The 21,571-nt window shown below is 73.7% G+C and carries 20 protein-coding genes and 1 pseudogene; 11 read left to right on the forward strand and 10 right to left on the reverse strand.

The features are described from left to right. The 3 genes and pseudogenes from ACFOVU_RS13780 to ACFOVU_RS13790 form a co-directional block, all read left to right on the forward strand. Positions 1-351, forward strand: a pseudogene (locus ACFOVU_RS13780) (succinate--CoA ligase subunit alpha); the annotation flags it as partial. Between the two features lie 357 nt (positions 352-708). Then, positions 709-1,350, forward strand: a complete 642-nt coding sequence (locus tag ACFOVU_RS13785) for an NAD(P)-dependent oxidoreductase (protein WP_378533581.1) — start codon at positions 709-711, stop codon at positions 1,348-1,350. A gap of 422 nt (positions 1,351-1,772) precedes the next feature. Further along, positions 1,773-3,434, forward strand: coding sequence for a cell division protein PerM (locus ACFOVU_RS13790; RefSeq protein WP_449289735.1), 1,662 nt, complete (start codon positions 1,773-1,775; stop codon positions 3,432-3,434). A 250-nt stretch (positions 3,435-3,684) separates the two neighbouring features. Here the strand turns inward: ACFOVU_RS13790 and ACFOVU_RS13795 are convergent, their stop codons facing one another. Then, positions 3,685-4,104, reverse strand: a complete 420-nt coding sequence (locus ACFOVU_RS13795; protein WP_378533583.1) for a DUF4190 domain-containing protein — start codon at positions 4,102-4,104, stop codon at positions 3,685-3,687. Between the two features lie 282 nt (positions 4,105-4,386). On the opposite strand from ACFOVU_RS13795, the gene purN reads away from it, so the two are divergent. The 3 genes from purN to ACFOVU_RS13810 are packed head-to-tail and all read left to right on the forward strand — an operon-like array spanning position 4,387 to position 7,507. Beyond that, positions 4,387-5,040 (forward strand): phosphoribosylglycinamide formyltransferase, encoded by a 654-nt coding sequence (purN, locus tag ACFOVU_RS13800; protein ID WP_378534038.1) that lies wholly within the window; start codon positions 4,387-4,389, stop codon positions 5,038-5,040. After that, complete coding sequence (gene purH / locus ACFOVU_RS13805; RefSeq protein WP_378533585.1) at positions 5,037-6,605, forward strand: bifunctional phosphoribosylaminoimidazolecarboxamide formyltransferase/IMP cyclohydrolase; 1,569 nt, start codon at positions 5,037-5,039, stop codon at positions 6,603-6,605. Before purN ends, purH begins: the two co-directional genes overlap by 4 nt. Before the next feature lie 50 nt (positions 6,606-6,655). Then, positions 6,656-7,507: a bifunctional methylenetetrahydrofolate dehydrogenase/methenyltetrahydrofolate cyclohydrolase gene (locus tag ACFOVU_RS13810; RefSeq protein ID WP_378533587.1), complete on the forward strand. Its 852-nt coding sequence runs from the start codon at positions 6,656-6,658 to the stop codon at positions 7,505-7,507. Positions 7,508-7,636: 129 nt separating this feature from the next. Here ACFOVU_RS13810 and ACFOVU_RS13815 read toward each other — a convergent pair whose 3' ends face one another. Beyond that, on the reverse strand, positions 7,637-8,242 hold the full coding sequence (locus tag ACFOVU_RS13815; RefSeq protein WP_378533589.1) for an FHA domain-containing protein: 606 nt from the start codon (positions 8,240-8,242) through the stop codon (positions 7,637-7,639). A 506-nt stretch (positions 8,243-8,748) separates the two neighbouring features. On the opposite strand from ACFOVU_RS13815, the gene ACFOVU_RS13820 reads away from it, so the two are divergent. Further along, positions 8,749-9,132: a DUF3017 domain-containing protein gene (locus ACFOVU_RS13820; RefSeq protein ID WP_378533591.1), complete on the forward strand. Its 384-nt coding sequence runs from the start codon at positions 8,749-8,751 to the stop codon at positions 9,130-9,132. A gap of 252 nt (positions 9,133-9,384) precedes the next feature. Beyond that, entirely contained in the window at positions 9,385-10,602 is a 1,218-nt protein-coding gene (locus tag ACFOVU_RS13825; RefSeq protein ID WP_378533593.1) for an NADP-dependent isocitrate dehydrogenase, read from the forward strand. Positions 10,603-11,089: 487 nt separating this feature from the next. Here ACFOVU_RS13825 and ACFOVU_RS13830 read toward each other — a convergent pair whose 3' ends face one another. The 3 genes from ACFOVU_RS13830 to ACFOVU_RS13840 form a co-directional block, all read right to left on the reverse strand. Next, positions 11,090-12,292: an LCP family protein gene (locus ACFOVU_RS13830; protein ID WP_378533595.1), complete on the reverse strand. Its 1,203-nt coding sequence runs from the start codon at positions 12,290-12,292 to the stop codon at positions 11,090-11,092. Between the two features lie 119 nt (positions 12,293-12,411). Continuing rightward, entirely contained in the window at positions 12,412-12,846 is a 435-nt protein-coding gene (locus ACFOVU_RS13835; protein ID WP_378533597.1) for a spore-associated protein A, read from the reverse strand. Between the two features lie 275 nt (positions 12,847-13,121). Beyond that, positions 13,122-13,361 carry a DUF6364 family protein gene (locus tag ACFOVU_RS13840; RefSeq protein ID WP_378533599.1) on the reverse strand — a complete coding sequence of 80 codons (240 nt, stop codon included), beginning with the start codon at positions 13,359-13,361 and terminating at the stop codon, positions 13,122-13,124. 110 nt (positions 13,362-13,471) lie between these two features. Here ACFOVU_RS13840 and ACFOVU_RS13845 point away from each other — a divergent pair, with 110 nt between their 5' ends. After that, the gene (locus ACFOVU_RS13845) at positions 13,472-14,176 is read left to right on the forward strand and encodes a class I SAM-dependent methyltransferase (protein ID WP_378533601.1); all 705 of its coding nucleotides are present in this window, start codon (positions 13,472-13,474) and stop codon (positions 14,174-14,176) included. Positions 14,177-14,242: 66 nt separating this feature from the next. On the opposite strand, the gene ACFOVU_RS13850 is transcribed toward ACFOVU_RS13845, so the two are convergent. Then, entirely contained in the window at positions 14,243-14,404 is a 162-nt protein-coding gene (locus tag ACFOVU_RS13850; protein ID WP_378533603.1) for a hypothetical protein, read from the reverse strand. Here ACFOVU_RS13850 and ACFOVU_RS13855 point away from each other — a divergent pair. Together ACFOVU_RS13855 and ACFOVU_RS13860 are read left to right on the forward strand one after the other, a co-directional pair. Beyond that, positions 14,403-15,278: a helix-turn-helix domain-containing protein gene (locus tag ACFOVU_RS13855; RefSeq protein WP_378533605.1), complete on the forward strand. Its 876-nt coding sequence runs from the start codon at positions 14,403-14,405 to the stop codon at positions 15,276-15,278. The two genes, ACFOVU_RS13850 and ACFOVU_RS13855, sit on opposite strands and share 2 nt — an antisense overlap. After that, on the forward strand, positions 15,275-15,451 hold the full coding sequence (locus tag ACFOVU_RS13860; RefSeq protein ID WP_378533607.1) for a DUF397 domain-containing protein: 177 nt from the start codon (positions 15,275-15,277) through the stop codon (positions 15,449-15,451). The genes ACFOVU_RS13855 and ACFOVU_RS13860 overlap by 4 nt, the downstream gene beginning before the upstream one ends. A 6-nt stretch (positions 15,452-15,457) precedes the next feature. Here the strand turns inward: ACFOVU_RS13860 and ACFOVU_RS13865 are convergent, their stop codons facing one another. The 4 genes from ACFOVU_RS13865 to galT all read right to left on the reverse strand — a co-directional run bounded on the left by ACFOVU_RS13865 (position 15,458) and on the right by galT (position 21,256). Further along, complete coding sequence (locus ACFOVU_RS13865) at positions 15,458-17,629, reverse strand: alpha-galactosidase (RefSeq protein ID WP_378533609.1); 2,172 nt, start codon at positions 17,627-17,629, stop codon at positions 15,458-15,460. A gap of 137 nt (positions 17,630-17,766) precedes the next feature. Continuing rightward, positions 17,767-19,038: a galactokinase gene (galK, locus tag ACFOVU_RS13870; protein WP_378533611.1), complete on the reverse strand. Its 1,272-nt coding sequence runs from the start codon at positions 19,036-19,038 to the stop codon at positions 17,767-17,769. Between the two features lie 101 nt (positions 19,039-19,139). Continuing rightward, the gene (gene galE, locus ACFOVU_RS13875; protein ID WP_378533613.1) at positions 19,140-20,126 is read right to left on the reverse strand and encodes a UDP-glucose 4-epimerase GalE; all 987 of its coding nucleotides are present in this window, start codon (positions 20,124-20,126) and stop codon (positions 19,140-19,142) included. Continuing rightward, complete coding sequence (gene galT, locus ACFOVU_RS13880; protein ID WP_378534040.1) at positions 20,123-21,256, reverse strand: galactose-1-phosphate uridylyltransferase; 1,134 nt, start codon at positions 21,254-21,256, stop codon at positions 20,123-20,125. The genes galE and galT overlap by 4 nt, the downstream gene beginning before the upstream one ends. Positions 21,257-21,571: the final 315 nt, after the last annotated feature.

The raw sequence follows: 21,571 nt of genomic DNA on the forward strand, positions 1-21,571 counted from the left end.
TCCACCGCGGTGGGCATCGGCGGCGACCCGGTCATCGGGACCACCCACATCGATGCCCTGGCCGCGTTCGAGGCCGACCCGGGCACGGATGCGATCGTGATGATCGGCGAGATCGGCGGCGACGCCGAGGAGCGGGCGGCCGATTACATCCGCGAGCACGTGACCAAGCCCGTGGTGGGGTATGTGGCCGGGTTCACGGCTCCCGAGGGCAAGACGATGGGCCACGCGGGCGCGATCGTGTCGGGTTCGGCGGGTACGGCGGCGGCGAAGAAGGACGCGTTGGAGGCGGCCGGGGTGAAGGTCGGCAAGACCCCCACCGAAACCGCCCAACTCGCCCGCGCCCTGTTCTGACCCGCACCCGGTCCGACCCGGCCGGTCCGAACCGGATCCGGCCTGTTCAGGCGGCCACAGCCGCCTGAACGACCGGCCGGCCGCCGTCCCGAGGTGCCGCACGACCCGGGATGGCACCGGCCACCGCGCGACCCCGGCCCGGTCCGCCACCGATCCACCGGTGGCGGACCGGGCCGTCGGCGTCTCCGGGGACCGCCGCCCCCGGCGCCTGACCCGCCGTGGCGCCCCATGGACGGTGTTTTCGGGGGATCTCACCTACCATGTTCACCGACGCACCTCCGCAGGCGGCGCCCACCGCGACCGCAGACCAGGCAGGGTCCGACCGGACGCGGCGTCGCATCGGGAAGGCGGAGCGACATGGGCGGCACGCTGGTGGTCTTCGGCGCGAGCGGGGGGACCGGGCGTGCGCTCGTCGACCAGGCCCTCGCTCGCGGGCAGGACGTCACCGCAGTGGTGCGCGACCCCGCGCGGCTCGAGGTCGACCATGAGCGGCTGACCGTCGTGACCGCCGATGTGGCCGACCCCGGCGAGGTCGCCGACGCCATCCGCGGCGCCCGGGTCGTGGCCTCGGCGCTCGGGGGCGCCTCACGCGCGACCCCCGCGGTCTGCGCACCTGCCGTGGCCAACATGATCAAGGCCATGCGCGGCGGTGCGGCGCGCCGCCTCCTGGTGGTCAGCGCGGCCCCGGTCCAGCACGGCGGCGCGGGCGAGCGCCTGCTCTACCGGGCCACCGTCAAGCAGGTCCTGCGCGCCGTCCTGCGGCGGAACTACGCCGACCTCGCCGCCATGGAGCACGAGGTGCGCGCCAGCGGGCTGGACTGGACGATCTTCCGGCCGCCGCAGCTCACCGACGGCCCGGCGACCGGCCACTACCGGACCGCCGCCGACGCCAACGTCCCCGGCGGCTACGTCATCTCCCGTGCGGACCTGGCCGCCGAAATGCTCCGCGCCGCCGAGTCCCCCACCACCATGGGCCGCACGATCGGCATCGGCTACTGACTCTTGTCGGCCGGAACCCCCGCCGCCCCCTGTCGCCTGGATAGGCGCCCGCGGAATCGATCCGTGGGCGGCCGGTCAGACCGAAGGTGAGGGCCGGGCGGACGGTGAACCCGCCGGACCTGGGCGGCCTCCCGGGATGTGGGGGCGACCGCGTTAGCATCGCGGGCCGCCGGAGGGGAAGCGCGACACTCCGACACGCCTGGAGCAAAGCCCCGCGAGACGGTCATAAGGCTGGCAGCATGGGCGGGGTGAGCGCGCCCGCACAGCCTTCCCCACAGCCTTCCCCGAAAGGCGGCCCCGCCGCGCAGTCCGGCCGGTCGCGGCCCAACGGCCGCGGACGGCCCCCCGAGCGGTCCGACGCCGGTCCCCGCGACCGCCGTGCGGGGGAGGGCCGGCGTCCCGGGCGCGGCGGCGGGCCGCCGGTGCCGCCCCCGCCCGCCGATGGCGATCAGCCGCGTCCGCTCTACACCGCCGGGGGGATCGCCGCCGCCTGGGCGGCCGGGGTCGGGCTGGTCGTGATCATGACCCTGACCGTTGTGGGGTGGGTGGCAGCGCCGCACGGCGCCTTCGGCGAGGACTTCCTCGACGTCTTCCGCACCGCGGTCCAGGGCTGGCTGGTCGGGCACAACGTCGGGTTCGCCATCCCCGGCGGCCGGGTCACCATGCTCCCGCTGGGCCTGGTGGTCCTGCCCGGCCTGCTGCTGTACCGGGCCGGGCGCTGGCTGGCGCGCAGCTGTGAGCTGCCCCGGCTGCGCCACGTGTTCCGGGCCGCCCTGGCGATCGCCGGCCCCTACGCGGCCATCGCGGGCACCCTGGCGCTGATCGGCCAGACCGAGGTGATCCGGCCGAGCATGGTGCAGGCGCTGATCGCCGGGTTCGTCCTGGCGTTCCTGGCGGGCGGGCTGGGCGCCCTGGTCCAGCTCCTCAAGGACAAGGGCATCCCGCGGCGCCGGCTGCTGCGGCTGATGCCCGACCGCCCCCGTTCGCTGCTGGTGGGCACGGCCAGCGCCACCGGCCTCCTGCTGCTGACCGGCGCCGTGCTGTTCTGCGCGTCGCTCATCGCCGGGTTCGACGAGGCGGTGGCGACCACCCGCGAGCTGGAGCCGGGGATCATCGGGGGCGCGCTGCTGCTCATCATGCAGTTGGTCTACGTGCCCAACGCGGTCGTCTTCGGTGTCGCCTACGCGGTCGGCCCCGGCTTCGCGGTGGGGGCGGGCACGATGGTGGCGCCCACCGGGGTGGCGGTGGGTCCGCTGCCGCTGTTCCCGATGCTGGCCGCGCTGCCGGAGAACGGGCCCGCGCCCGCGCTGTCGATCATCGCGCTGGCGGCCCCGTTCGTCGCCGGGGGCGTGGCCGGCGTGCTGACCCAGCGCAGCGCGCCGACCGTGGTCAGCGAGGCGGCGCCGCTGTGGGGGTTCGTGTGCGGGGTGACCACCGGACTGGTGTGCGCGGCTCTGTCGATCCTGGCCGGCGGGCCGCTGGGGGCCGACCGGCTGGCGACGGTGGGGCCGTCGGCGTGGCAGGTCGGGCTGATCACGGCGCTGGAGGTGGGGGTCACCGCGGCGATCTCGGCGTGGGTGGCCAACTGGCGGCACTTCCGTGCGACCGGGGCCGAGGAGGGCGCGGGTCCCGATGACGACGCGGCCGGCGGCGACGGCGTGGACGGCGAGACGGGGTACCGGCCGCCCGCGGCGGCACCGGAGGCCGCGGTGGTCCGTCCGATCCGCCCCGCCGCGGCGGACGGCCCCCGAGCGAGGCGGACCGGCCCCGTTGTGCCCGTCCCCGCCCCCGTTGCGCCCGCACCCGCCCGGCCGGCGCGGCGGCCCGTTGCGCGGCCCGAGCCGGACCCGGACCCCGTTCCGGTGGCGGAGGGCGGAGAGCCGGAGGAGGCGGGTCCGCGCCCCGCGCGCCGGGGCCTGCGGCTGCCCGCGGCGCTGCGGTGGCCCGGCAGGCGCAGGGCCGGGGCGGCCGAGGATGAGGACGACGCCGAGGAGCTGTACGGCATCACCTACGAGGCCGGGCCGGATGTGCCCGACCCGGCGGGCGCCGATGCCCCGCAGGAGCGCGACGCCCCTGCCGGGTGAGACCGGCCAGGGCTCCCGCGCGGCCGCGGCCCGGGCAATCCCCCCCCGGCCCCGCGTCCGCCGTCGCTCCGGAAGAGCGCGACGCCCCGCCGGGTGAACCACGGCTCCGGCTCCCGCGCGACCGCGGCGGCGCGGTAGCGCGCACCGGCCCGTGCGTCCCGCGCAGCGGGCCCGGGGCCGGCCTGACGGGGGGCGAAGGCGGCTGTGGCCGTTCTCACGGCCGAGGCGGGCCGGGTCCCGGACCCCCGGCTCAGCCCCCCGCGGTGATCTGGGGGACGCTCTCGACGGGGACCCCGGCGCGTTCGGCGATGCCCTCGCGCAGGGCGAGGTCGCACGCCTGCTGGGAGCTCTCGGTGTGGGCGCGGGCCGTGCACGCGCGGTATTCGGTGTACTCCTGCCAGAAGACCGCGTAGCCGATGAGCGCGAGGATCGAGACGGCCACGCCGATCCACCCGAGGACCTGGCTCAGCAGCGCCCCGGGCGCCACGCCCTTGGCCTGCTTGGCGGCCTTGCGGGCCCGGTGCCCCTGGAAGATCCCCAGGACCGACAGCACGACGCCGAACGGGGGCAGCAGGAGCCCGGCGGCGGCGAAGAAGAGCCCCCACAGTCCGCCTCGTTCCACGGTGGGCTGCTGCCCGTCGGTGCGCGGCTCCGGCGGCTCGATGGTCACAAGGGCTCCTCGGGGAAAGTGCCTGTCGGCGGAAGCGGATCGAACGGCGACCCTAGCGGTGCCCCCGCGGGCCCGCGACACGGGTCTCTTCGAGTAGACGCTACCTGGCGAGATAGGCTGGCCACGCGGACGGGCCGAGGTGTCCTCGCCCGGTCCCGTTCCGGGGGCCGTCGACGGCCCGCCCACAGGCACACCCGGCCCGGATGCCGCGCGCCCGCTCGCGCCCCCGGGGCTGACGGGAACGCGCTGTTCCCGCTGGTTTTCCCATGAGGAGGAAGCACACTGTCGGCGCGAGTAGTCGTTCTCATCTCGGGCACGGGCAGCAACATGGCCGCCCTGCTCGACGCCGCGGCAGACCCGGACTACGGCGCGAGCATCGTCGCCGTCGGGGCCGACCGTGCCAGCGCGAAGGGCATCGTCGTGGCGCAGCAGGCCGGGACCCCGACCTTCGTCACCCCTTTCTCCGATTACGCCGACCGCGCCCGGTGGAACACCGCGCTGGCCGAGCGGATCGCCGAGCACCGGCCCGACCTGGTCGTCTCGGCCGGGTTCATGCGGATCCTGGGCCCCGAGGTCCTGGGCCGCTACCCGGTGATCAACATCCACCCCGCCCTGCTGCCGGCCTTCCCCGGCGCGCACGCCGTCCGCGATGCGCTGGCCTACGGGGTGAAGGTCACCGGCGCCACCGTGCACTTCGTCGACGAGGGCGTCGACACCGGGCCGGTCATCGAGCAGGTGACCGTCCGGGTGGAGCCCGGCGACGACGTGCACTCCCTGCACGAGCGCATCAAGGCGGTCGAGCGGAGCATGCTGGTCGGCGTCGTGGGCCGGCTGGCCCGCGAGGGCTGGACCCTGGAGGACCGTCACGTGCGGCTGGGCTCGGCCGAGCCCGGGCCGACCCCATCAACCGGCAATGTTGCAGAGGAGAACCGGTGAGCCAGCAGCCCATTCGGCGTGCGCTGATCAGCGTGTACGACAAGACCGGGCTGGAGGAGCTCGGATACGGCTTGGCGGAGGCCGGGGTGGAGATCGTGTCCACCGGCTCGACCGCGGCCCGCCTGGCGGCGGTCGACGTGCCCGTGACCCCCGTCGAGGAGGTCACCGGCTTCCCCGAGTGCCTGGAGGGACGGGTCAAGACCCTGCACCCCGCCGTGCACGCCGGAATCCTGGCCGACCGCACCAAGGAGGACCACCGGGCGACCCTGGAGGAGCTCGGCATCGCGCCGTTCGACCTGGTCGTGGTGAACCTCTACCCCTTCGCCGACACCGTCGCCTCGGGCGCCTCCCCCGAGGAGTGCATCGAGAAGATCGACATCGGCGGCCCCGCCATGGTGCGCTCCGCCGCCAAGAACCACGGCAGCGTCGCGGTTGTCGTGGACCCCGCCCGCTATGACGACGTGATCGAGGCCGCCCGCGGCGGCGGCTTCGCACTGGAGCAGCGCAAGCGCCTGGCGGCCCAGGCGTTCGCGCACACCGCGGCCTACGACGCGGCGGTGGCCGGCTGGTTCGCCTCGTCCTACGCGCCCGACGACGTCGCCGCCGAGACCGGCTGGCCGGCGTTCCACGCCACGGCCTACCGGCGGGCCGCGACGCTGCGCTACGGCGAGAACCCGCACCAGAAGGCCGCCCTGTACCGCACCGACGACCCGGCCGGGCCGGGCCTGGCCGGCGCGGAGCAGCTGCACGGCAAGGAGATGTCCTACAACAACTACGTCGACGGCGATTCCGCGCTGCGCGCGGCCTACGACTTCGCCGATCCGTGCGTGGCCATCATCAAGCACGCCAACCCCTGCGGGATCGCCGTCGGCGGCGACATCGCCGAGGCCCACGCCAAGGCGCACGCCTGCGACCCGGTGTCGGCGTTCGGCGGTGTCATCGCCGCCAACCGGCCCGTCAGCGCGGCCATGGCCGAGCAGGTCGCCGACGTGTTCACCGAGGTGCTGGTGGCGCCCGGGTTCGAGGCCGGCGCGGTCGACATCCTCACCCGCAAGAAGAACATCCGGCTGCTGGTGGTCTCCCCGCCCGACCGCGGTGCGCGCCCTGAGGCGCGCGCGATCAGCGGGGGCACGCTGCTCCAGAGCGCCGACGCGGTCGACGCCCCCGGCGACGACCCGGCCAACTGGGAGCTGCGCGCCGGTGCCGCCGCCGATGCGGCCACGCTGGCCGACCTGGAGTTCGCCTGGCGCGCGGTGCGCGCGGTGAAGTCCAACGCCATCCTGCTGGCCGCCGACCGCGCGACGGTCGGTGTGGGCATGGGGCAGGTCAACCGGGTCGACTCCGCGCGCCTGGCGGTCACCCGGGCCGGCGACCGGGTGGGCGGCGCGGTCGCGGCCAGCGACGCGTTCTTCCCGTTCCCCGACGGCCTGGAGGTCCTCACCGGCGCCGGTGTGCGCGCGGTGGTGCAGCCGGGCGGCTCGGTGCGCGACGAAGAGGTCATCGCCGCGGCGGAGCGGGCGGGCGCCACGCTCTACTTCACCGGGACCCGGCACTTCTTCCACTGACGGTTCCCGACACCCTTACATCTCTCCCCGGCACGGAAGGGACGCAACACATGAGCGCGCAGATCCTGGACGGCAAGGCCACCGCGGCGGCGATCCGGGCGGAGCTGGCCGACCGCGTGGCGGCGCTGCGGGCCAAGGGCGTCGTGCCCGGCCTGGGCACGGTGCTCGTCGGCGACGACCCGGGCAGCCACTCCTATGTGAAGGGCAAGCACCGCGACTGCGCCGAGGTCGGTATCGCGAGCCTGCGCCGCGACCTCCCGGCCTCGGCCACCCAGGCCGATGTCGAGGCCGCGGTGGCCGAGCTCAACGCCGACCCGGCGTGCACGGGCTACATCGTGCAGCTCCCGCTGCCCCGGGGGCTGGACGAGAACCGGGTGCTGGGCCTCATCGACCCGGCCAAGGACGCCGACGGCCTCCAGCCGCAGAACCTGGGCAAGCTGGTGCTGATGGAGGAGGCCCCGCTGCCGTGCACGCCGCGCGGCATCGTGGAGCTCCTGACGCGCTACGGGGTCGCGCTGAAGGGCGCCGAGGTCGTGGTGGTGGGCCGCGGGGTGACCGTGGGCCGCCCGCTGGGGCTGCTGCTGACCCGCCGCAGCGAGAACGCGACCGTGACCCTGTGCCACACCGGAACGCGCGACCTCGCCGAGCACACCCGCCGGGCCGACATCGTGGTGGCGGGGGCCGGGGTGCCGGGGCTGATCACCAAGGACATGGTGCGGCCGGGTGCGGCGGTGCTGGACGTCGGCGTCACCCGGACCGAGGAGGGCCTGGTCGGGGATGTGGCGCTGGACGTGCGCGAGGTGGCCGGGCACGTGGCGCCCAACCCGGGCGGTGTGGGGCCGATGACCCGCGCGATGCTGCTGGTCAACGTGGTGGAGGCCGCGGAGCGCCAGGCCGGGTGAGGTGCCGGGCGGGCCTGCGCGGTGTGCCGCCCGGCGCGGTGCGGCGCGGGCTCCGGCGGGGCGCGGGCTCCGGCGCGGCGGCGAAGTGGCAAGGGGCCTCTTCCGGGAGGAGGCCCCTTGTTCGGGGGGTCAGCTGGCTTTGCGTTCCCGGTCCAGCACGGGCATGGGGCGTACCAGGCCGAGGGCGACCACCTCGTTGGCGAGCCGCGTACGGCGGTTGGGGCCCTCGGGGATTCGGAACTTCTGGTAGAGGCGGAGCAGGTGCTGTTTCACAGCGGCCTCGGTCACGACCAGGTCTTCGGCGATCTCCCGGGCGGTGGCCGGGGAGACGAAGGCTTCGTCGGAGAGAGCGGGGCGGCAGAGCGACGTGAGGACGTCGAGCTCCCTCCGGGTGAGTTCGGGAGCGGCTCCCCTGCGCAGTTCCACGTCAGGGTTGAGCTCTTCCCGGGGCAGGCCGCCGATCTTGCAGCGCGCGCTCCCGAAGCTGACGACGTCGCCTTCTTCGAGGACCCGGCGTGCGATGGGGCGGCCGTTGACCCTGGTGCCGTTGCGTGAGAGGCCGAGGTCGACCACGTAGACGTACGGCCCGCGGCGCACCAGCTCGGCGTGGAGCTGGGAGACGCTGGGGTCGCTGAGGTGGATATCGGCTCCTTCGCCTCGTCCGACGGTGGTGACCTCTGTCTTGAGCTGCTGTACGTCCCCGCTTTCCTCGACCCGCATATAGGGCCCGTCCACGGTTGTTCCTCCCAGTGTGGGGCGCGGCCTGTGAGGGAGTGCACGATGGGGCGTGGCAGCGCGCCTTGCTGTGGAGACGGATGGGTCGGGTATCGCTGGTTGAGTGGGATTCATGGGGGGCTGTCCTCGCTCACCGTGGCACTCGTCTCCTCACTGGTTACCCGGGCTCCGGTCGTTCTACGCTCTTACTGCCGAGTTAGACAGGTATCTCAGCACGTTTACGGTATTTCCCGGGAATAGGGTCAGACGCGACAGAGCGGTGCCCGCGGCCGATACGGTGGGGCGTGAGGCGCGAGCGCCGCGGTCTCATTACAATGGGTCCCGCTGTGGCCAGTGACGATGGGTAATCGGACGAAGGCTGCTCCGCCGTCGGTTTCACGCGCGCCGTGATCCGGGTCGCGGCACCGCCGTCCGTGGTCGGTCCGCGCGAGGGCCGGTCCGGTCCGCGGGAGCCGTTTCCCGGATACGTGCGTGCGAGCGTGAGGTTTACGGTGGGCCAAAAAGCGGTGGAGGAAGCGGTAGCACCCGAGGCACACTCACCCCAGGAGGAGCCCGATCCGGCGGCCGCGCCCGAGGACGGGCGGCCCGGCAACGGTCCGGCACCCGGCCCCGGCGGCGAAGCGCCCGGATGGCTCTCCCAGGTCCCCTACTTCCTGGTGCTGGCGACCATGGCGGCGGGGATCGTCGTCGTGGCCGCCGCCTACTTCAAGCGCGGCCCGGCGCTGATCGCCGGCGCCCTGCTGCTGGCCGCGGCGTTCCGGTGGCTGCTGCCCCCCGAGAAGATCGGCATGCTGGCCGTGCGCAGCCGCTGGATCGACATCGCCACCGTCACCGGCCTGGCCTTCGCCCTGATCGTGCTTGCATGGGTAGCGCCGCAGCTGTCGGCGTAGGCGTCTAATAAGCTTGATATCGAGATACCGCATATGTTCGATCGACGGAGCCGCTGACAGGCCGGTGGGGCCGCTGTGCAGGCGTGCAGACCCGGTGCCGGCGCGGTCCACGGCTTTGCGGCCGTCTCACGAGGCACGGCGTGGGCCGCACGCCGGCGTCGCGCCGTGTGAACCCCGGTGCGACCCGCTGCGTCCGGGCCGGGCCTCCCGTCACACGACGGCCAACCGCAATGAAGGGACAGCCACGCAGCCATGGCCAAGATCAAGGTTGAGAACCCCGTAGTCGAGCTCGACGGCGACGAGATGACCCGCATCATCTGGTCGTTCATCAAGGAGCGGCTGATCCTGCCGTACCTGGACGTCGACCTGAAGTACTACGACCTCGGCATGGAGGAGCGCGACCGCACCGACGACCAGATCACGGTCGACGCCGCGAACGCGATCAAGGAGTTCGGGGTCGGCGTCAAGTGCGCGACCATCACCCCCGACGAGGCCCGGGTCGAGGAGTTCGGCCTCAAGAAGATGTGGCGCTCGCCCAACGGCACCATCCGCAACATCCTCGGCGGCGTCGTCTTCCGCGAGCCGATCATCTGTGAGAACGTCCCCCGGCTGGTCCCGGGCTGGACCAAGCCCATCATCATCGGCCGCCACGCCCACGGCGACCAGTACCGGGCCAGCGACTTCAAGGTGCCCGGCCCCGGCACGGTGACCATCACCTACACGCCCGAGGACGGCGGCGAGCCCATCGAGATGGAGGTCGCCAACTTCCCCGAGGGCGGCGGCATCGCCATGGGCATGTACAACTACCGCAGGTCCATCGAGGACTTCGCGCGCGCCAGCCTGAACTACGGCCTCGACCGCGGGTACCCCGTGTACCTGTCGACCAAGAACACCATCCTCAAGGCCTACGACGGCATGTTCAAGGACGTGTTCGCCGAGATCTTCGAGACCGAGTTCAAGGAGCGGTTCGACGCCGCCGGCATCACCTACGAGCACCGGCTGATCGACGACATGGTCGCCGCGGCGCTCAAGTGGGAGGGCGGCTACGTCTGGGCCACCAAGAACTACGACGGTGACGTGCAGTCCGACACCGTCGCGCAGGGCTTCGGGTCGCTGGGCCTGATGACCTCGGTGCTGCGCACCGCCGACGGCCGCACGGTCGAGGCCGAGGCCGCCCACGGCACGGTCACCCGCCACTACCGCCAGCACCAGCAGGGCAAGCCCACCTCCACCAACCCGATCGCGTCCATCTTCGCCTGGACACGCGGCCTGGAGCACCGCGGCAAGCTCGACGGCACCCCGGCGGTGACCGGGTTCGCCACCGCGCTGGAGGACGTCGTCATCAAGACCGTCGAGGGCGGCCAGATGACCAAGGACCTCGCGCTGCTGGTGGGGGCCGACCAGGAGTGGCTGACCACCGAGCAGTTCCTGGCCGCGCTGGACGAGAACCTCCAGAAGCGCCTCGCCTGATCCTCAGCGATCGCGCGCCTGCACGACCCGGGCCGCCCCGCCGCACCGCGGCGGGGCGGCCCCTTGCGTGGGCCCCGGGACGGCCGGCGGGGCTCCGCGGATTCCGGTCATGGGATTCCCGGTTTTCGCCCGCGCGGGCGCACGGGGTGCGAGAATGAATCACGTCGACACGGACGGTGAACGTTCCGGGGTGGTGCGTCGAACGCCACCCCTGTGCGATTCGCGCAGTTCGCGAACATTGCCCTATATTGGGACCATCGGCCCGTCGGCATGCCCGATGGTCCGTGGTCGCGGCCCCGTCTCAGACGAGGCCATCGCAGACCGACGTGCCGGCCACGCGCCCGCTGGGGGGTAGGCGCGCGCGGTGCGGAACGTCAAGGGAAGGGCCCGTCGCTTCGGCGACGGGCCCTTTCTCTTTTCCCGTGTGCTCTTCTCCCGCCGGCCGCGGTGCGCGCCCCGCCGGGGACGCGCACCGCGGCCGCGCGGATCAGTCCTGGAGCGCCGACTCCGGGATCTCGCGGCCCTCCCGCATGGCCGAGAACATCTCCTCCGACAGCGCCTCGTCCCACAGCACCACCGACCCGGCATCGGGCAGCGTGGGCGTGGAGCCCACGGGCACCGAGGTGGTCACCGGATCCTCGCGCATGGCCAGCGCCAGGCCGGCGAGGTCGCTGAGGTGGTCGTCCTGGCCGACCATGAAGGTCTCCGTGCCCTCGGTGACCAGCGGCACCGACTTGAACGGGTTGACCAGGGTCTCGGTGGCGGTGGACTGCTCGATCAGCGCGCTGAAGAACTCGCGCTGGCGCTGGATGCGGTCGAGGTCGGCGCGGATCGTGGCGCGCGTGCGCACGTAGCCCAGCGCGGTCTGCCCGTCCATCTGCTGGCAGCCCGCCTCGATGTCCAGCCCCGCCTTGGGGTCCTCCATCGCCTCCTCCGGGCACATCTCCACGCCGCCCACGGCGTCGACGATGTCGACGAACCCCGCGAAGCCGATCTCGACGTAGTGGTCGATGCGCACCCCGCTGGCGTCCTCGAACGCCTGCACCAGGGTGTCGGGGCCGCCGCCCAGGTCCTCGGAGAACGCGGCGTTGATCTTGTTCTCGCCGATCCCGGGGATGGGGACGTAGGAGTCGCGCGGGACGCTGATGATGGAGGGCCGGGCGCCCTCCTCCTCGGGCACGTACAGCACCATGATGGTGTCGGTGCGCTTGCCCTCGGCCTGGCCGGTGCGCAGGTTGTTCAGGTCGTCGTCGCTGAGGCCCTCGCGGCTGTCGGAGCCCACGATCATGTAGGTCGTGCCCGGCTGGTCGGCGGGGCGCGCCTCGGGCAGGGCGTCGAGCCGCACGAGCCGGGAGTCGGCCCAGAAGTAGAACGCCGCCGGGACCACGATGAGCACGACGAGCAGCACGACCAGGACGGTGGACAACGTCGAGCGGCGGCGACGGCGGCGGTGCTCGCGCTCGCGGCGCGCGCGCCCGGTGCCGTCGAATTCGCGCCCGCGCGGGGGCCGGGGCGTCCCGCCCCCGGACGGGGATCGTCGTTCCGGCCCGCCGGCCGAGCGCTGTCCGTACTCGCGGGGCCGGTACATGCGCTCGATCTCGTCGGCGCCGCCGTCGCCCCCGCGGCGGAACACCGCGGTGCGGTCGGCGTCGTTCCCGCTTCGGTCTCGCCTGCTCGGCCCGTCAGCCATCTCTTCGGTCGCCCATCTGTCGGTCCCCCATGTCGAGGCTTTCGTCCGGTAAGACTCGGCACATGGTAGTTCGGTTCAGAAGTGGCGTGACCAGGACGGGCGCCAGAGGGTGATCCAGGTCACCCGCAGTTGGTGCCGGCCTTGCCCGCCTGCCCGGTGCCGGTGATGCCGCTCCAGGTCACGCACTGTCCCCGGGCCTCCAGGTAGACCGGGCCCGCGTACTCGGTGAAGTCGCCGGTGTCCAGGGCGGCGGAGTCGGGGTCGTCGGAGCGCGCCAGCTGGACGTCCATCGGCAGCCGTTCGCCCGCATCGGCGCGGACGTTGACCGCGCAGTTGCGGCCGTTGGCGGCGTTGTAGGTGAGAAAGACCGTGCCGGCCCCGCCGGGCAGGTCGGCGGAGTTGACGACCCCGTACCCGGAGCCGCAGACGTCGTTGTATGAGGCGGCGGATGCGGGGGCCGCCAGGACGGCGGCCGTGGTGAGGGCCGCGGCCAGGGCCGCGCTCGCGGCGGCCGTCTTCATCGGGAATCGCACGTGGGGACCGGGTTTCGTCATTGCCGGAAGGGGCCGGACGGCGGAGGAGAGGGCCACGGCACCGGGCGGACCCGGCCGGGGCGGCGGGCCACCGATTCTAGGCCATACCCGCGCGGCCGCCCGGCCGGATCCGACCGCCACCGATCAGGCCGCCGGTCGGGCAGCAGGATCACGTATCGAGCAACGGATTCTCGATGAGAAGGCCGCCGAACCTTTGGCCGTGCTGTAGGTCTTCGGAGAGCAGCCTCACGGCTCCCGCCCCGAGTGCCGTCTCGACGGCACGGAGAGTGCGTCGGTCACCGGTCGTACAGCTCCCCGCGGGTCCAGTGAGGCGCCTGGCGCCCCGAGCCGGCGGCCTCGTTCATGGACTCCAGCGCTGCGAGCATCGCCTGGTTGCGTCGGCTCCGGGCCGCGATCCGGTCCCTCAGATTCCGCGCCACCATGGCGCTGACGGAGGTGCCTTCCTCAGCTGCCAGGATCTTCGCCTCGCGGACGAGTTCCTCATCGAGTTGGATGGTCACGTTTCTGGTCGCCATGGCCACAGTCTCGCGTGTGCTCCACCCGTTCGTGTGTTGGCCCGCGGCGTCGGGCGTCGGAGAGTAGCGTGTTCGCTCCCGCCCCGACGACCGCGGAGGCCCATTCGCGTATGAGCACCACGACCACCGCTACCGACCCGGCGGGCTACTGGGACCGCTATGCCTCCGGCGTCGCCGAGGCCACCCCCGAGGAGGCACTGAAGACGGCGTTCGGCTGGTGCCAGTACGACGGGCACGGCCCCGGTGACGAACTCCTCGGTGACCCGGCCACCGCCCTGGAGTTGGGTTCGGGGCGCGGCAACGCGGTCGCCGCCCTGGCCACCAAGGGGATCGCGGCAACCGGGGTCGACGTGTCACCGGCGCAGTGCGAGAAGGCGCATCAGCGGTGGGGGGACCTGCCCGGCGCCGAGTTCGTCGAGGCCGACGTGGTCGACTACCTGGCCGCGGCGGCCACGGCCGGGCGCAGGTGGGATGCGATCTACTCGATCTGGGCCGCCGCCTGGTTCACCGACCCCGAACAGCTTCTCCCGCTGGTCCTCGACCGGCTGGAGCCCGGCGGCCGGCTGGTGTTCTCCCATGCCCCGCCGGTACCCGGCTCCTACGGGGCGCAGGGGATGTACGCGCAGGGCTTCAAGGGCCGACGGGTGTGGATGTACCGGTGGGCCTACGAGCCCGAGGAGTGGACGGCGATCCTGCGCGGCCACGGGTTCGTTGACGTGGACGTGCGCGTCGTGGCGGCGCCCGATCCCGAGCTGGTGGGCACCCTGATCGGTACCGCTCACCGCGACGGCGCCAGGGGCGTTGTGGGCCTGTGAGGGGGTGTTCGACGAGGCCCGTGACCGGAGGGTGCTCTGGCCACGGGCCGAGGGTGAACGACGAGATCAGGTCTGGAAGCCGGTGTTGCCGTACACGGGGTGTTCGCAGAGGTAGTTCCGGAGTTCGGGTTCGGTCATCCGGGCGAGGGTTTCGCGGACGTGGGCGTCCCATTTCTCGCGGATGGCGACGGGCTCGTTCGGGGGGAGTTTGGCCACGCTGGCGTCCATGACTGACAAGGCATCGCCGACCGGGCCTACGGTGGCGCGCTGGATCCTGGCCCGGGAGCTGAGGCGGCTACGTGGCGATCGGGGGTTCACCGCGGTGGTGAAGGCGGCGCAGACGCAGCCGTCGTCGCTCTCGCGGTGGGAGTCAGGAAAAGCGGACGGGCAGGTTCCCGGCGTCCACAGCCTGGAACGGCTCCTTGCGCACTACGAGACCGGGCCGGAGGAGACGGCCCGGATCATGGAACTGCGCGAGGTGGCCAAGACTCCCGGGTGGTGGCAGGGCCACGACGTCGAAAAGCACTATGGCACGTTCATCGGACTGGAAGAGGCCGCGCGCGAGTTTTCAAGCTTTGAGGCGCAGATCGTCCCTGGACTGTTCCAGACGGAGGACTATGCCCGCGCGGTGATTCGCGCCGTCCGCGCCCCCGACCGCGTCAGTGCGGCTGAGGTGGATGACCTGGTCCAGGTGCGCATGCGTCGGCAAGCGGCCTGGATGGAACGTGGAACGCCCCACGTATGGGCGATCATCGGCGAGGCAGCTGTTCGTCAGCGGGTCGGAGGGCCCGCCGTCATGGGTGCCCAGGTTCAGCACCTTCTAGACTTGAGCGACAAGTCGGAACGCGTCACTTTGCAAGTGCTCCCTTTCGCTGCCGGTAGCCACAGCGCCATGGAAATGGCAGGTTTCACGGTCATCGACGTGGAAGACGCGGGGTTGGCGACGGTGTACGTCGAAGGGCCGACGGCGACCCTCTTCCTTGATTCGCCGTCGGATATGCAGCACTACCGGCGCGTTTTCGAACACCTGCGCAAAGCCGCGCTCAACACCCCTGACAGCCTGGCTCTCCTGACCAGCATCAAGGAAGGTCTCGCACATTGAGCACCCTGGAGTTCCGTAGATCGTCCTACAGCGGGGGGTCGGGCAACTGCGTGGAAGTCGCGGACACTCCGACCCTCCACGCCGTGCGCGACTCCAAGACGCCGGGGCAGCCGCCGCTTGCGTTCTCCCACGCGGAGTGGCAAGCATTCCTCACTGACATCGCCAGCCTGTAGGGACGCTCAGCAGACCGTCCGCACCCGCACCAGGCACGCCTGTTCGGGGTGGAGGGCGGGGAAGCGCAGACCCACCGCCGTGAGCACCCGCCCCGGAACGCGTATCGGGCCCTCCGTGCTCCACGGGGCGGCGGGGTGCGGGGGCGGGGGCCCGGCCGGGTCGAGGAGGGTGACCTCGTAGTCGCGCGCGGGGTCGAGTCCCGGCAGTGGGATCGGGTCGGGTGCGGCGGGTTCGGCCGAGGCGAGACGGGCCAGGCAGAACACCGCCTCGGAGCGGTCGGCGGCCACCGTGCCGTGCAGGACGTCCGAGGCGTCGGTCAGGTCGGCGTGGACGGCGTCGCCGCTGTGCAGCAGGGGCCGGAGCTCCTTGTAGAGGGCGATGGCGCCCGCCAGCCGCTCCAGTTCCTCGGGCGGGACCCGGGTGATGTCCCATTCGATGCCGAAGTGGCCGAAGAGCGCCGTCGCGACGCGGAAGGACAGGTCGTGGGTGCGCCCGGTGGTGTGCGAGCGCGCGGCGCCGACGTGGGCGCCGATGAGCTCCGGCGGCAGGAACAGCCCGGTCCACAGTTGCACGGTCTGGCGTTCGAGGGGGTCGATGCAGTCGCTGGCCCAGACGCGGTCGGTGCGCTCCAGGATCTCCAGGTCCACGCGGCCGCCGCCGGAGGAGCAGCTCTCGATCTCGACCCGCGGGTGGCGCGCCCGCAGCTCGTCCAGCAGCCGGTAGACCGCGGTGGTCTGGGCGTGGACGCCGGCGCGTCCTTGGTGGCCGGCCTCGATGAGGTCGCGGTTGTGGTCCCACTTGAGGTAGCCGATGGCGTACTCGCCCAGCAGGGCGTCGAGCCGGGACAGGATGTGGGCGTAGGCGCCGGGGTGGGCGAGGTCGAGCACCTGCTGGTGGCGCCAGGGCACGGGCAGTGCGCCGTCGGGGCGGCGCAGGACCCAGCCGGGGTGGGCGCGGTACAGGGCGGAGTCGGGGTTGGCCATCTCGGGTTCGACCCACAGCCCGAACTCCATGCCCAGGCCGCGCACGCCGTCGACGAGGGGGTGCAGCCCCTGCGGCCACACGTCGGGGTCGACGTGCCAGTCGCCGAGCCCGGCGGTGTCGTCGCGGCGGCCGCGGAACCAGCCGTCGTCGAGCACGAACCGCTCCACGCCGATGCGGGCGGCGGTGCGGGCGAGGCCGAGGAGCCGGCCGGGGTCGTGGTCGAAGTAGACGGCCTCCCAGGTGTTGAGGACGACCGGGCGCGGCCGGCCGGGGCCGGGGTGGCCGGGGCGGGCGCGCAGGCGGCGGTGGAAGGCGGCGGCGATGCCGTCGAGGCCGCGCGCGCTGTAGGCGGCGTGGATCCAGGGGGTGGTGTAGGTGTCGCCGGGGGCGAGGATCACCTCTCCGGGCAGGAGGAGTTCGCCGCCGCCCAGCGCGGCGCCGCCCTCGGGCAGGCGCTCGGCGTAGGTGACGTGGCCGCCGCTCCAGGCGGTGTGCACGCCCCACACCTCGCCGCTGCGGAAGCCGAACCCGGGGGTTCCGGCGAGCAGGCCGATGGTGGCGTCGTGTCCGGTGCGGCCGCGGCGGCTCTCGCGCACCCACGCCCCGGTGGGGAACGGGTGGCGCTGGGGGTGGCGCTCCCGGGACCAGCGGCCGGTGAAGTCCAGGAGCTCGGCGGCGCGCCGGGGGACGGGCAGGGCCGCCTCCAGGCCGTCGAGGACGTAGGGGGTGTCGCCGTCGTTGCGCAGGGTGTGGCGCAGCCGGAGCAGGCCGGAGGGGTCCAGGTGCAGTTCGCCGGTGAGGGTGAGCGCGGCGGAGGCATCGGTGGCGCGGTAGGCGGCCGAGGCGGTGTCGTGGGTGCGGGGGCCGTCGAGGGTGAACGACGCCGCCCAGTCGGTGCCGGAGCGGTGCCCGCGCAGCCCGGGGCGCCCGCTGTAGCCGGTGCCGGGGTCGGGCACCAGCCCGGGCGGTGTCCAGGTGTCGGGGGCGTTGCCGACCTGCGGTGGGGCGGTGGCGCGCAGCAGCGCGTCGGCGGCCGTGCCGTCGAGGTCGCCCAGCGGTGCGCCCCAGTGCGCGACGGCGGGCAGGCCGGGCCCGCGCGCGTCCAGGACGATGCAGGCCTCGTCGGTGCTCAGGTGCAGGATGCCGGAGGGGTGCATGGGGGTGCCGGCTTTCTGGACGGGGCGGATGCCCATTCGGATGCCGGGCGGTGGCCGTGGCGGCCGCCCGGGGCGCGGGGTCGGTGCGGACGGGGTGGCGTGGGCGGTGGCGGCTCGGTCCGGGGCGGCTTATCGGGGGCGGGCTGGTGGGGCCTGGTGGGCGGTGTGCCGCTTCAGCGGATGCGGCGGGCGCCGGGGGCGGCGGTGGCGGCGCGGATGTGCGGGGCCCGCCAGCCGCGGGCGGCGAACGCCTCGGTCACCGCGGTGCGGACCCGGTCGACGCGCTCCTCGGGGACCAGGGCGATGGCGCTGCCGCCGAAGCCGCCGCCGGTCATGCGCGCGCCGCGGGCGCCCGCGTGCACCGAGGCCTCCACAGCGGTGTCGAGTTCGGGGCAGGAGACCTCGAACTGGTCGCGCAGCGACAGGTGGGAGGCGGTGAACACCGGCCCCAGCTGGGCGGTGGCGCCCGCGCGCAGCAGGCCGACGGCGGCGTTGACCCGGTGGATCTCGGTGACCACGTGCTGGACGCGCTTGACCAGCACGGGGTCGCGCAGTTCGCGCAGCGCGGCGGCGAGGTCCTCGACGTCGCGCAGCGCGGCGACGCCCAGCCGCTGGGCGGCGCGCTCGCAGTCGGCGCGGCGGGCGGCGTAGCCGCTGTCGGGGTCGGCGAGCCGGTGCTGCACGCGGGTATCGATCACGAGCAGGCGCAGGCCGGCCTCGGCCAGCCGCAGGGGGACGTTGCGGGCGCCCTCGGTGCGGCAGTCGAGGAACAGCGCGTGGTCCTCCTTGCAGCGCAGCGACGCGCTCTGGTCGAGGATGCCGGTGGGTGCGCCGACGAAGGTGTTCTCGGCGCGGTGGGCGATGCGGACCATGGCCGGGAGGTCGCCCGCCAGGCCGGTCAGGCCGAACGCGTCGACCAGGGCCACCAGGGTGGCCGATTCCAGCGCGGCCGACGACGACAGGGCCGCCCCCACCGGCAGGTCGGAGTCGAGCAGGATGCGCGCCCCACTGTCGGGGTGCAGGTGGCCGGCGTCGCGCGCGGCCCAGAACACGCCCGCGACGTAGCCGGCCCAGCCGGTGACGGCGGGGCGCGCGGGGTCGAGGTCGGCGGTGCGGAAGACGGCGGTCTCGCCGGGGCGCTGGGCGCTGCGGACCTCGACGGTGGCGTCGTCGGCCGGCGACAGCGCCAGCGACACCCCCCAGGGCAGCGCCATGGGCAGCACCAGGCCGTCGTTGTAGTCGGTGTGCTCGCCGATGAGGTTGACGCGTCCCGGCGCCCGCCATACGCCCAGGGGCGGCGCGCCGTAGGCGGCCGCGAACGCCGCGGCCAGCTCACCGGCGTCGACGGTGTCCTTTACCGCCCACTCCTCGGGGGCGGCGGCCCCCGGTGCCGCGGGGCCGGAGGGGCGCCGGAAGGGCGAGAGCAGGCGGCGGATCCGGCTCATCTGATGACTCCTTGCTCAGGGACCCCGGCCCGGCCGGGGAGGAAGCGCGTCCGTGGCCATGGTGGCGTGCCGCAGCGGCACACCGGCAACCGGGCGGGGGGTCAGGCCGGTGCGGCTCCGGCGGCCGGTTCGGCGGAGGAGGTGGTGTGGAAGGCCCAGGCGTCGGCGATGATCTCGTGCAGGCCGGGGCGGGCGGGGGCCCAGCCGAGCCGGGAGCGGGCGAAATCGCTCGCGGCCACCAGGACGGCGGGGTCGCCGGGGCGGCGGGCGGCGTCGGTGTGGGGGATGGGGCGGCCGGTGACCTCGCGGCAGGCGTCGATGACCTCGCGCACCGAGAACCCGGCGCCGTTGCCCAGGTTGAACACCTGGTGTGCGCCGGGCGCGCAGTTCTCCAGGGCGAGCAGGTGGGCGTCGGCGAGGTCGGCGACGTGGATGTAGTCGCGCACGCAGGTGCCGTCGGCGGTGGGGTAGTCGGTGCCGTGGACGGCGACGTGGCCGCGCTCGCCCGCTGCCACCTGGAGGACGATGGGCACCAGGTGGGTCTCTGTGGTGTGGCGTTCGCCGCGCCCCCCGTAGGCACCGGCGACGTTGAAGTAGCGCAGGCTCACGGCGCCCAGGCCGTGCATGCGGGCGTGCTCGGCCAGAGCGGCGTCGATCGCGGCCTTGGAGGCGCCGTAGGGGTTCGTGGGGCGGACGGGGGCGTCCTCGCGGATGGGGACGGATTCGGGCTCGCCGTAGACGGCGGCGGTCGAGGAGAACACGATGCGGCCCACCCCGGCGGCGCGCATCGCCTCGAGCAGGGCGAGGGAGGCCCCGGTGTTGCCGCCCCAGTACAGATCGGGGCGGGCGACGGACTCGGCGACGAGGGACTTGGCGGCGAAGTGCAGGACGGCGTCGATGCCGGTGGCCAGGGCTGCGGCGGCGTGCTCGCGGATGCCGCCCTCGATGAAGGTGCAGCCCTCGGGGACGGCGTCGCGGTGCCCGGTGGAGAGGTCGTCGAGCACGACGACGCCGTGCCCGGCCTCGACCAGCCGGGCGGCCACGACCGAACCGATGTAGCCGGCGCCGCCGGTGACCAGGATCCTCACGCGTCGCTCCTTCCGTCGGCGCCGGAGGCGACCGCGGCGGCGGGCCGGTAGGCGGCGCGCAGCCGGCGGGCGGCGTCCTCGGGCGCGATGTCGTTGATCCAGGCGGCCATCCCGGACTCCGAGCCGGCCAGGTACTTCAGCTTGCCGGGCGCGCGCCTGAGCGTGAACAGCTGGAGGTGCGCGGCGAAGGCGGGGTCGGGCGCCCCGGAGCGGTCGACCGGTGCCTGGTGCCAGGCGGCGATGTAGGGGGCGGGGGTGGGGAAGAGGGTGTCGAAGGCGCGCAGGAGCCCGAGGAGGACCTCGGCGAGGTCGGCGCGCTGGTCGTCGTCGAGGCCGGGCAGCCAGGGGACGCGGCGCCGGGGGAACAGGCGCACCTCGTAGGGCCAGCGGGCGGCGGCGGGCACGTAGGCGGTCCAGTGGGCGGTCTCGGCGACGATGCGCACCCCGGCCGCGCGCTCGGCGGCGAGGACGTCGTCGAAGAGGTCGGTGCCGGTGCGGGCGCGGTGGGCGCGGGCGGAGTCGAGCATGCGCGCGATGCGCGGGGGCACGAACGGGTAGCCGTAGATCTGGCCGTGCGGGTGGTGCAGGGTGACGCCGATCTCCTCGCCGCGGTTCTCGAAGGGGTAGACGTGGGCGACGTCGGGCAGGGCGGCGAGCGCGGCGGTGCGATCGGCGATCGCTTCGATCACGGTGCGGGCCCGGCGCGGGGTGAGGTCGGCGAAGGAGGCGCCGTGGTCGGCGGTGAAGCAGACGACGTCGCACCGCCCGCCGCCGGGGCGCCGCGTGAGCGCGGGGTCGGCCGGGCCGGCGGGCGGCTCCCCGGGGGCCAGGGAGGGGAAGCGGTTCTCGAAGACCACGACGTCGTAGCCGGCCGCCGGGATCTCGGTGTGGCGGTCGGCGGTGCTGGGGTCGAGCGGGCACTGGTCGCTGGGCGGCAGGTGGGTGCGGTTCTGCCGGTGCGCCGCCAGCGCCACCCATTCGTCGAGCAGGGGGTCGTGGCGCAGCTCCGCGGTGGGGGAGAAGGCGTCGAGGGGGCGCCGGTCGGGGGTATCGGCCCTGTTCGTGCCGGGGGATTCGTCGTAGTAGATGATCTCCCGGCCATCGGCCAGCCGGCCGGACGATCGCCATATCTGTCGACTTCGCACAAATTCAGTCTAGTGCAGCTGAATTCCCGGGCGGAAGTGGCCGCAGTTGATCGGAAATGATCGATCGCGCGAGTTGAATGACAGCGGTCGACCGGGAGATCCCGGTCGGCGTGGCTCCGGGGGCCGGGCGGGCAGGTACACCGGGTCAGGGCGGGACAAAGGCCGCGGTGCACGGGCGCGCCCCCTTCTGGGATCGGGGAGTGGGGGCTACGGTCTCCACACCGGCCGGGCCCGGCGGTCGCGCCGGGGCGCCGGGTGCACGACGGGGACCGCTCGGCGGGGCGGACGTGACGACGCAGG

This window comes from Nocardiopsis sediminis (genome assembly GCF_042650565.1).
In the GTDB taxonomy this organism is placed as follows: domain Bacteria; phylum Actinomycetota; class Actinomycetes; order Streptosporangiales; family Streptosporangiaceae; genus Nocardiopsis_B; species Nocardiopsis_B sediminis.

Bases quoted from the DNA above. Each gene is read 5' to 3' on its own strand.
- ACFOVU_RS13785 (WP_378533581.1), top strand. From the start codon at position 709: ATGGGCGGCACGCTGGTGGTCTTCGGCGCGAGCGGGGGGACCGGGCGT.
- ACFOVU_RS13810 (WP_378533587.1), top strand. From the start codon at position 6,656: ATGAGCGCGCAGATCCTGGACGGCAAGGCCACCGCGGCGGCGATCCGG.
- ACFOVU_RS13825 (WP_378533593.1), top strand. From the start codon at position 9,385: ATGGCCAAGATCAAGGTTGAGAACCCCGTAGTCGAGCTCGACGGCGAC.
- ACFOVU_RS13830 (WP_378533595.1), bottom strand. From the start codon at position 12,292: ATGGCTGACGGGCCGAGCAGGCGAGACCGAAGCGGGAACGACGCCGAC.
- ACFOVU_RS13835 (WP_378533597.1), bottom strand. From the start codon at position 12,846: ATGACGAAACCCGGTCCCCACGTGCGATTCCCGATGAAGACGGCCGCC.
- ACFOVU_RS13840 (WP_378533599.1), bottom strand. From the start codon at position 13,361: ATGGCGACCAGAAACGTGACCATCCAACTCGATGAGGAACTCGTCCGC.
- ACFOVU_RS13845 (WP_378533601.1), top strand. From the start codon at position 13,472: ATGAGCACCACGACCACCGCTACCGACCCGGCGGGCTACTGGGACCGC.
- ACFOVU_RS13855 (WP_378533605.1), top strand. From the start codon at position 14,403: ATGACTGACAAGGCATCGCCGACCGGGCCTACGGTGGCGCGCTGGATC.
- ACFOVU_RS13850 (WP_378533603.1), bottom strand. From the start codon at position 14,404: ATGGACGCCAGCGTGGCCAAACTCCCCCCGAACGAGCCCGTCGCCATC.
- ACFOVU_RS13865 (WP_378533609.1), bottom strand. From the start codon at position 17,629: ATGGGCATCCGCCCCGTCCAGAAAGCCGGCACCCCCATGCACCCCTCC.
- galK (WP_378533611.1), bottom strand. From the start codon at position 19,038: ATGAGCCGGATCCGCCGCCTGCTCTCGCCCTTCCGGCGCCCCTCCGGC.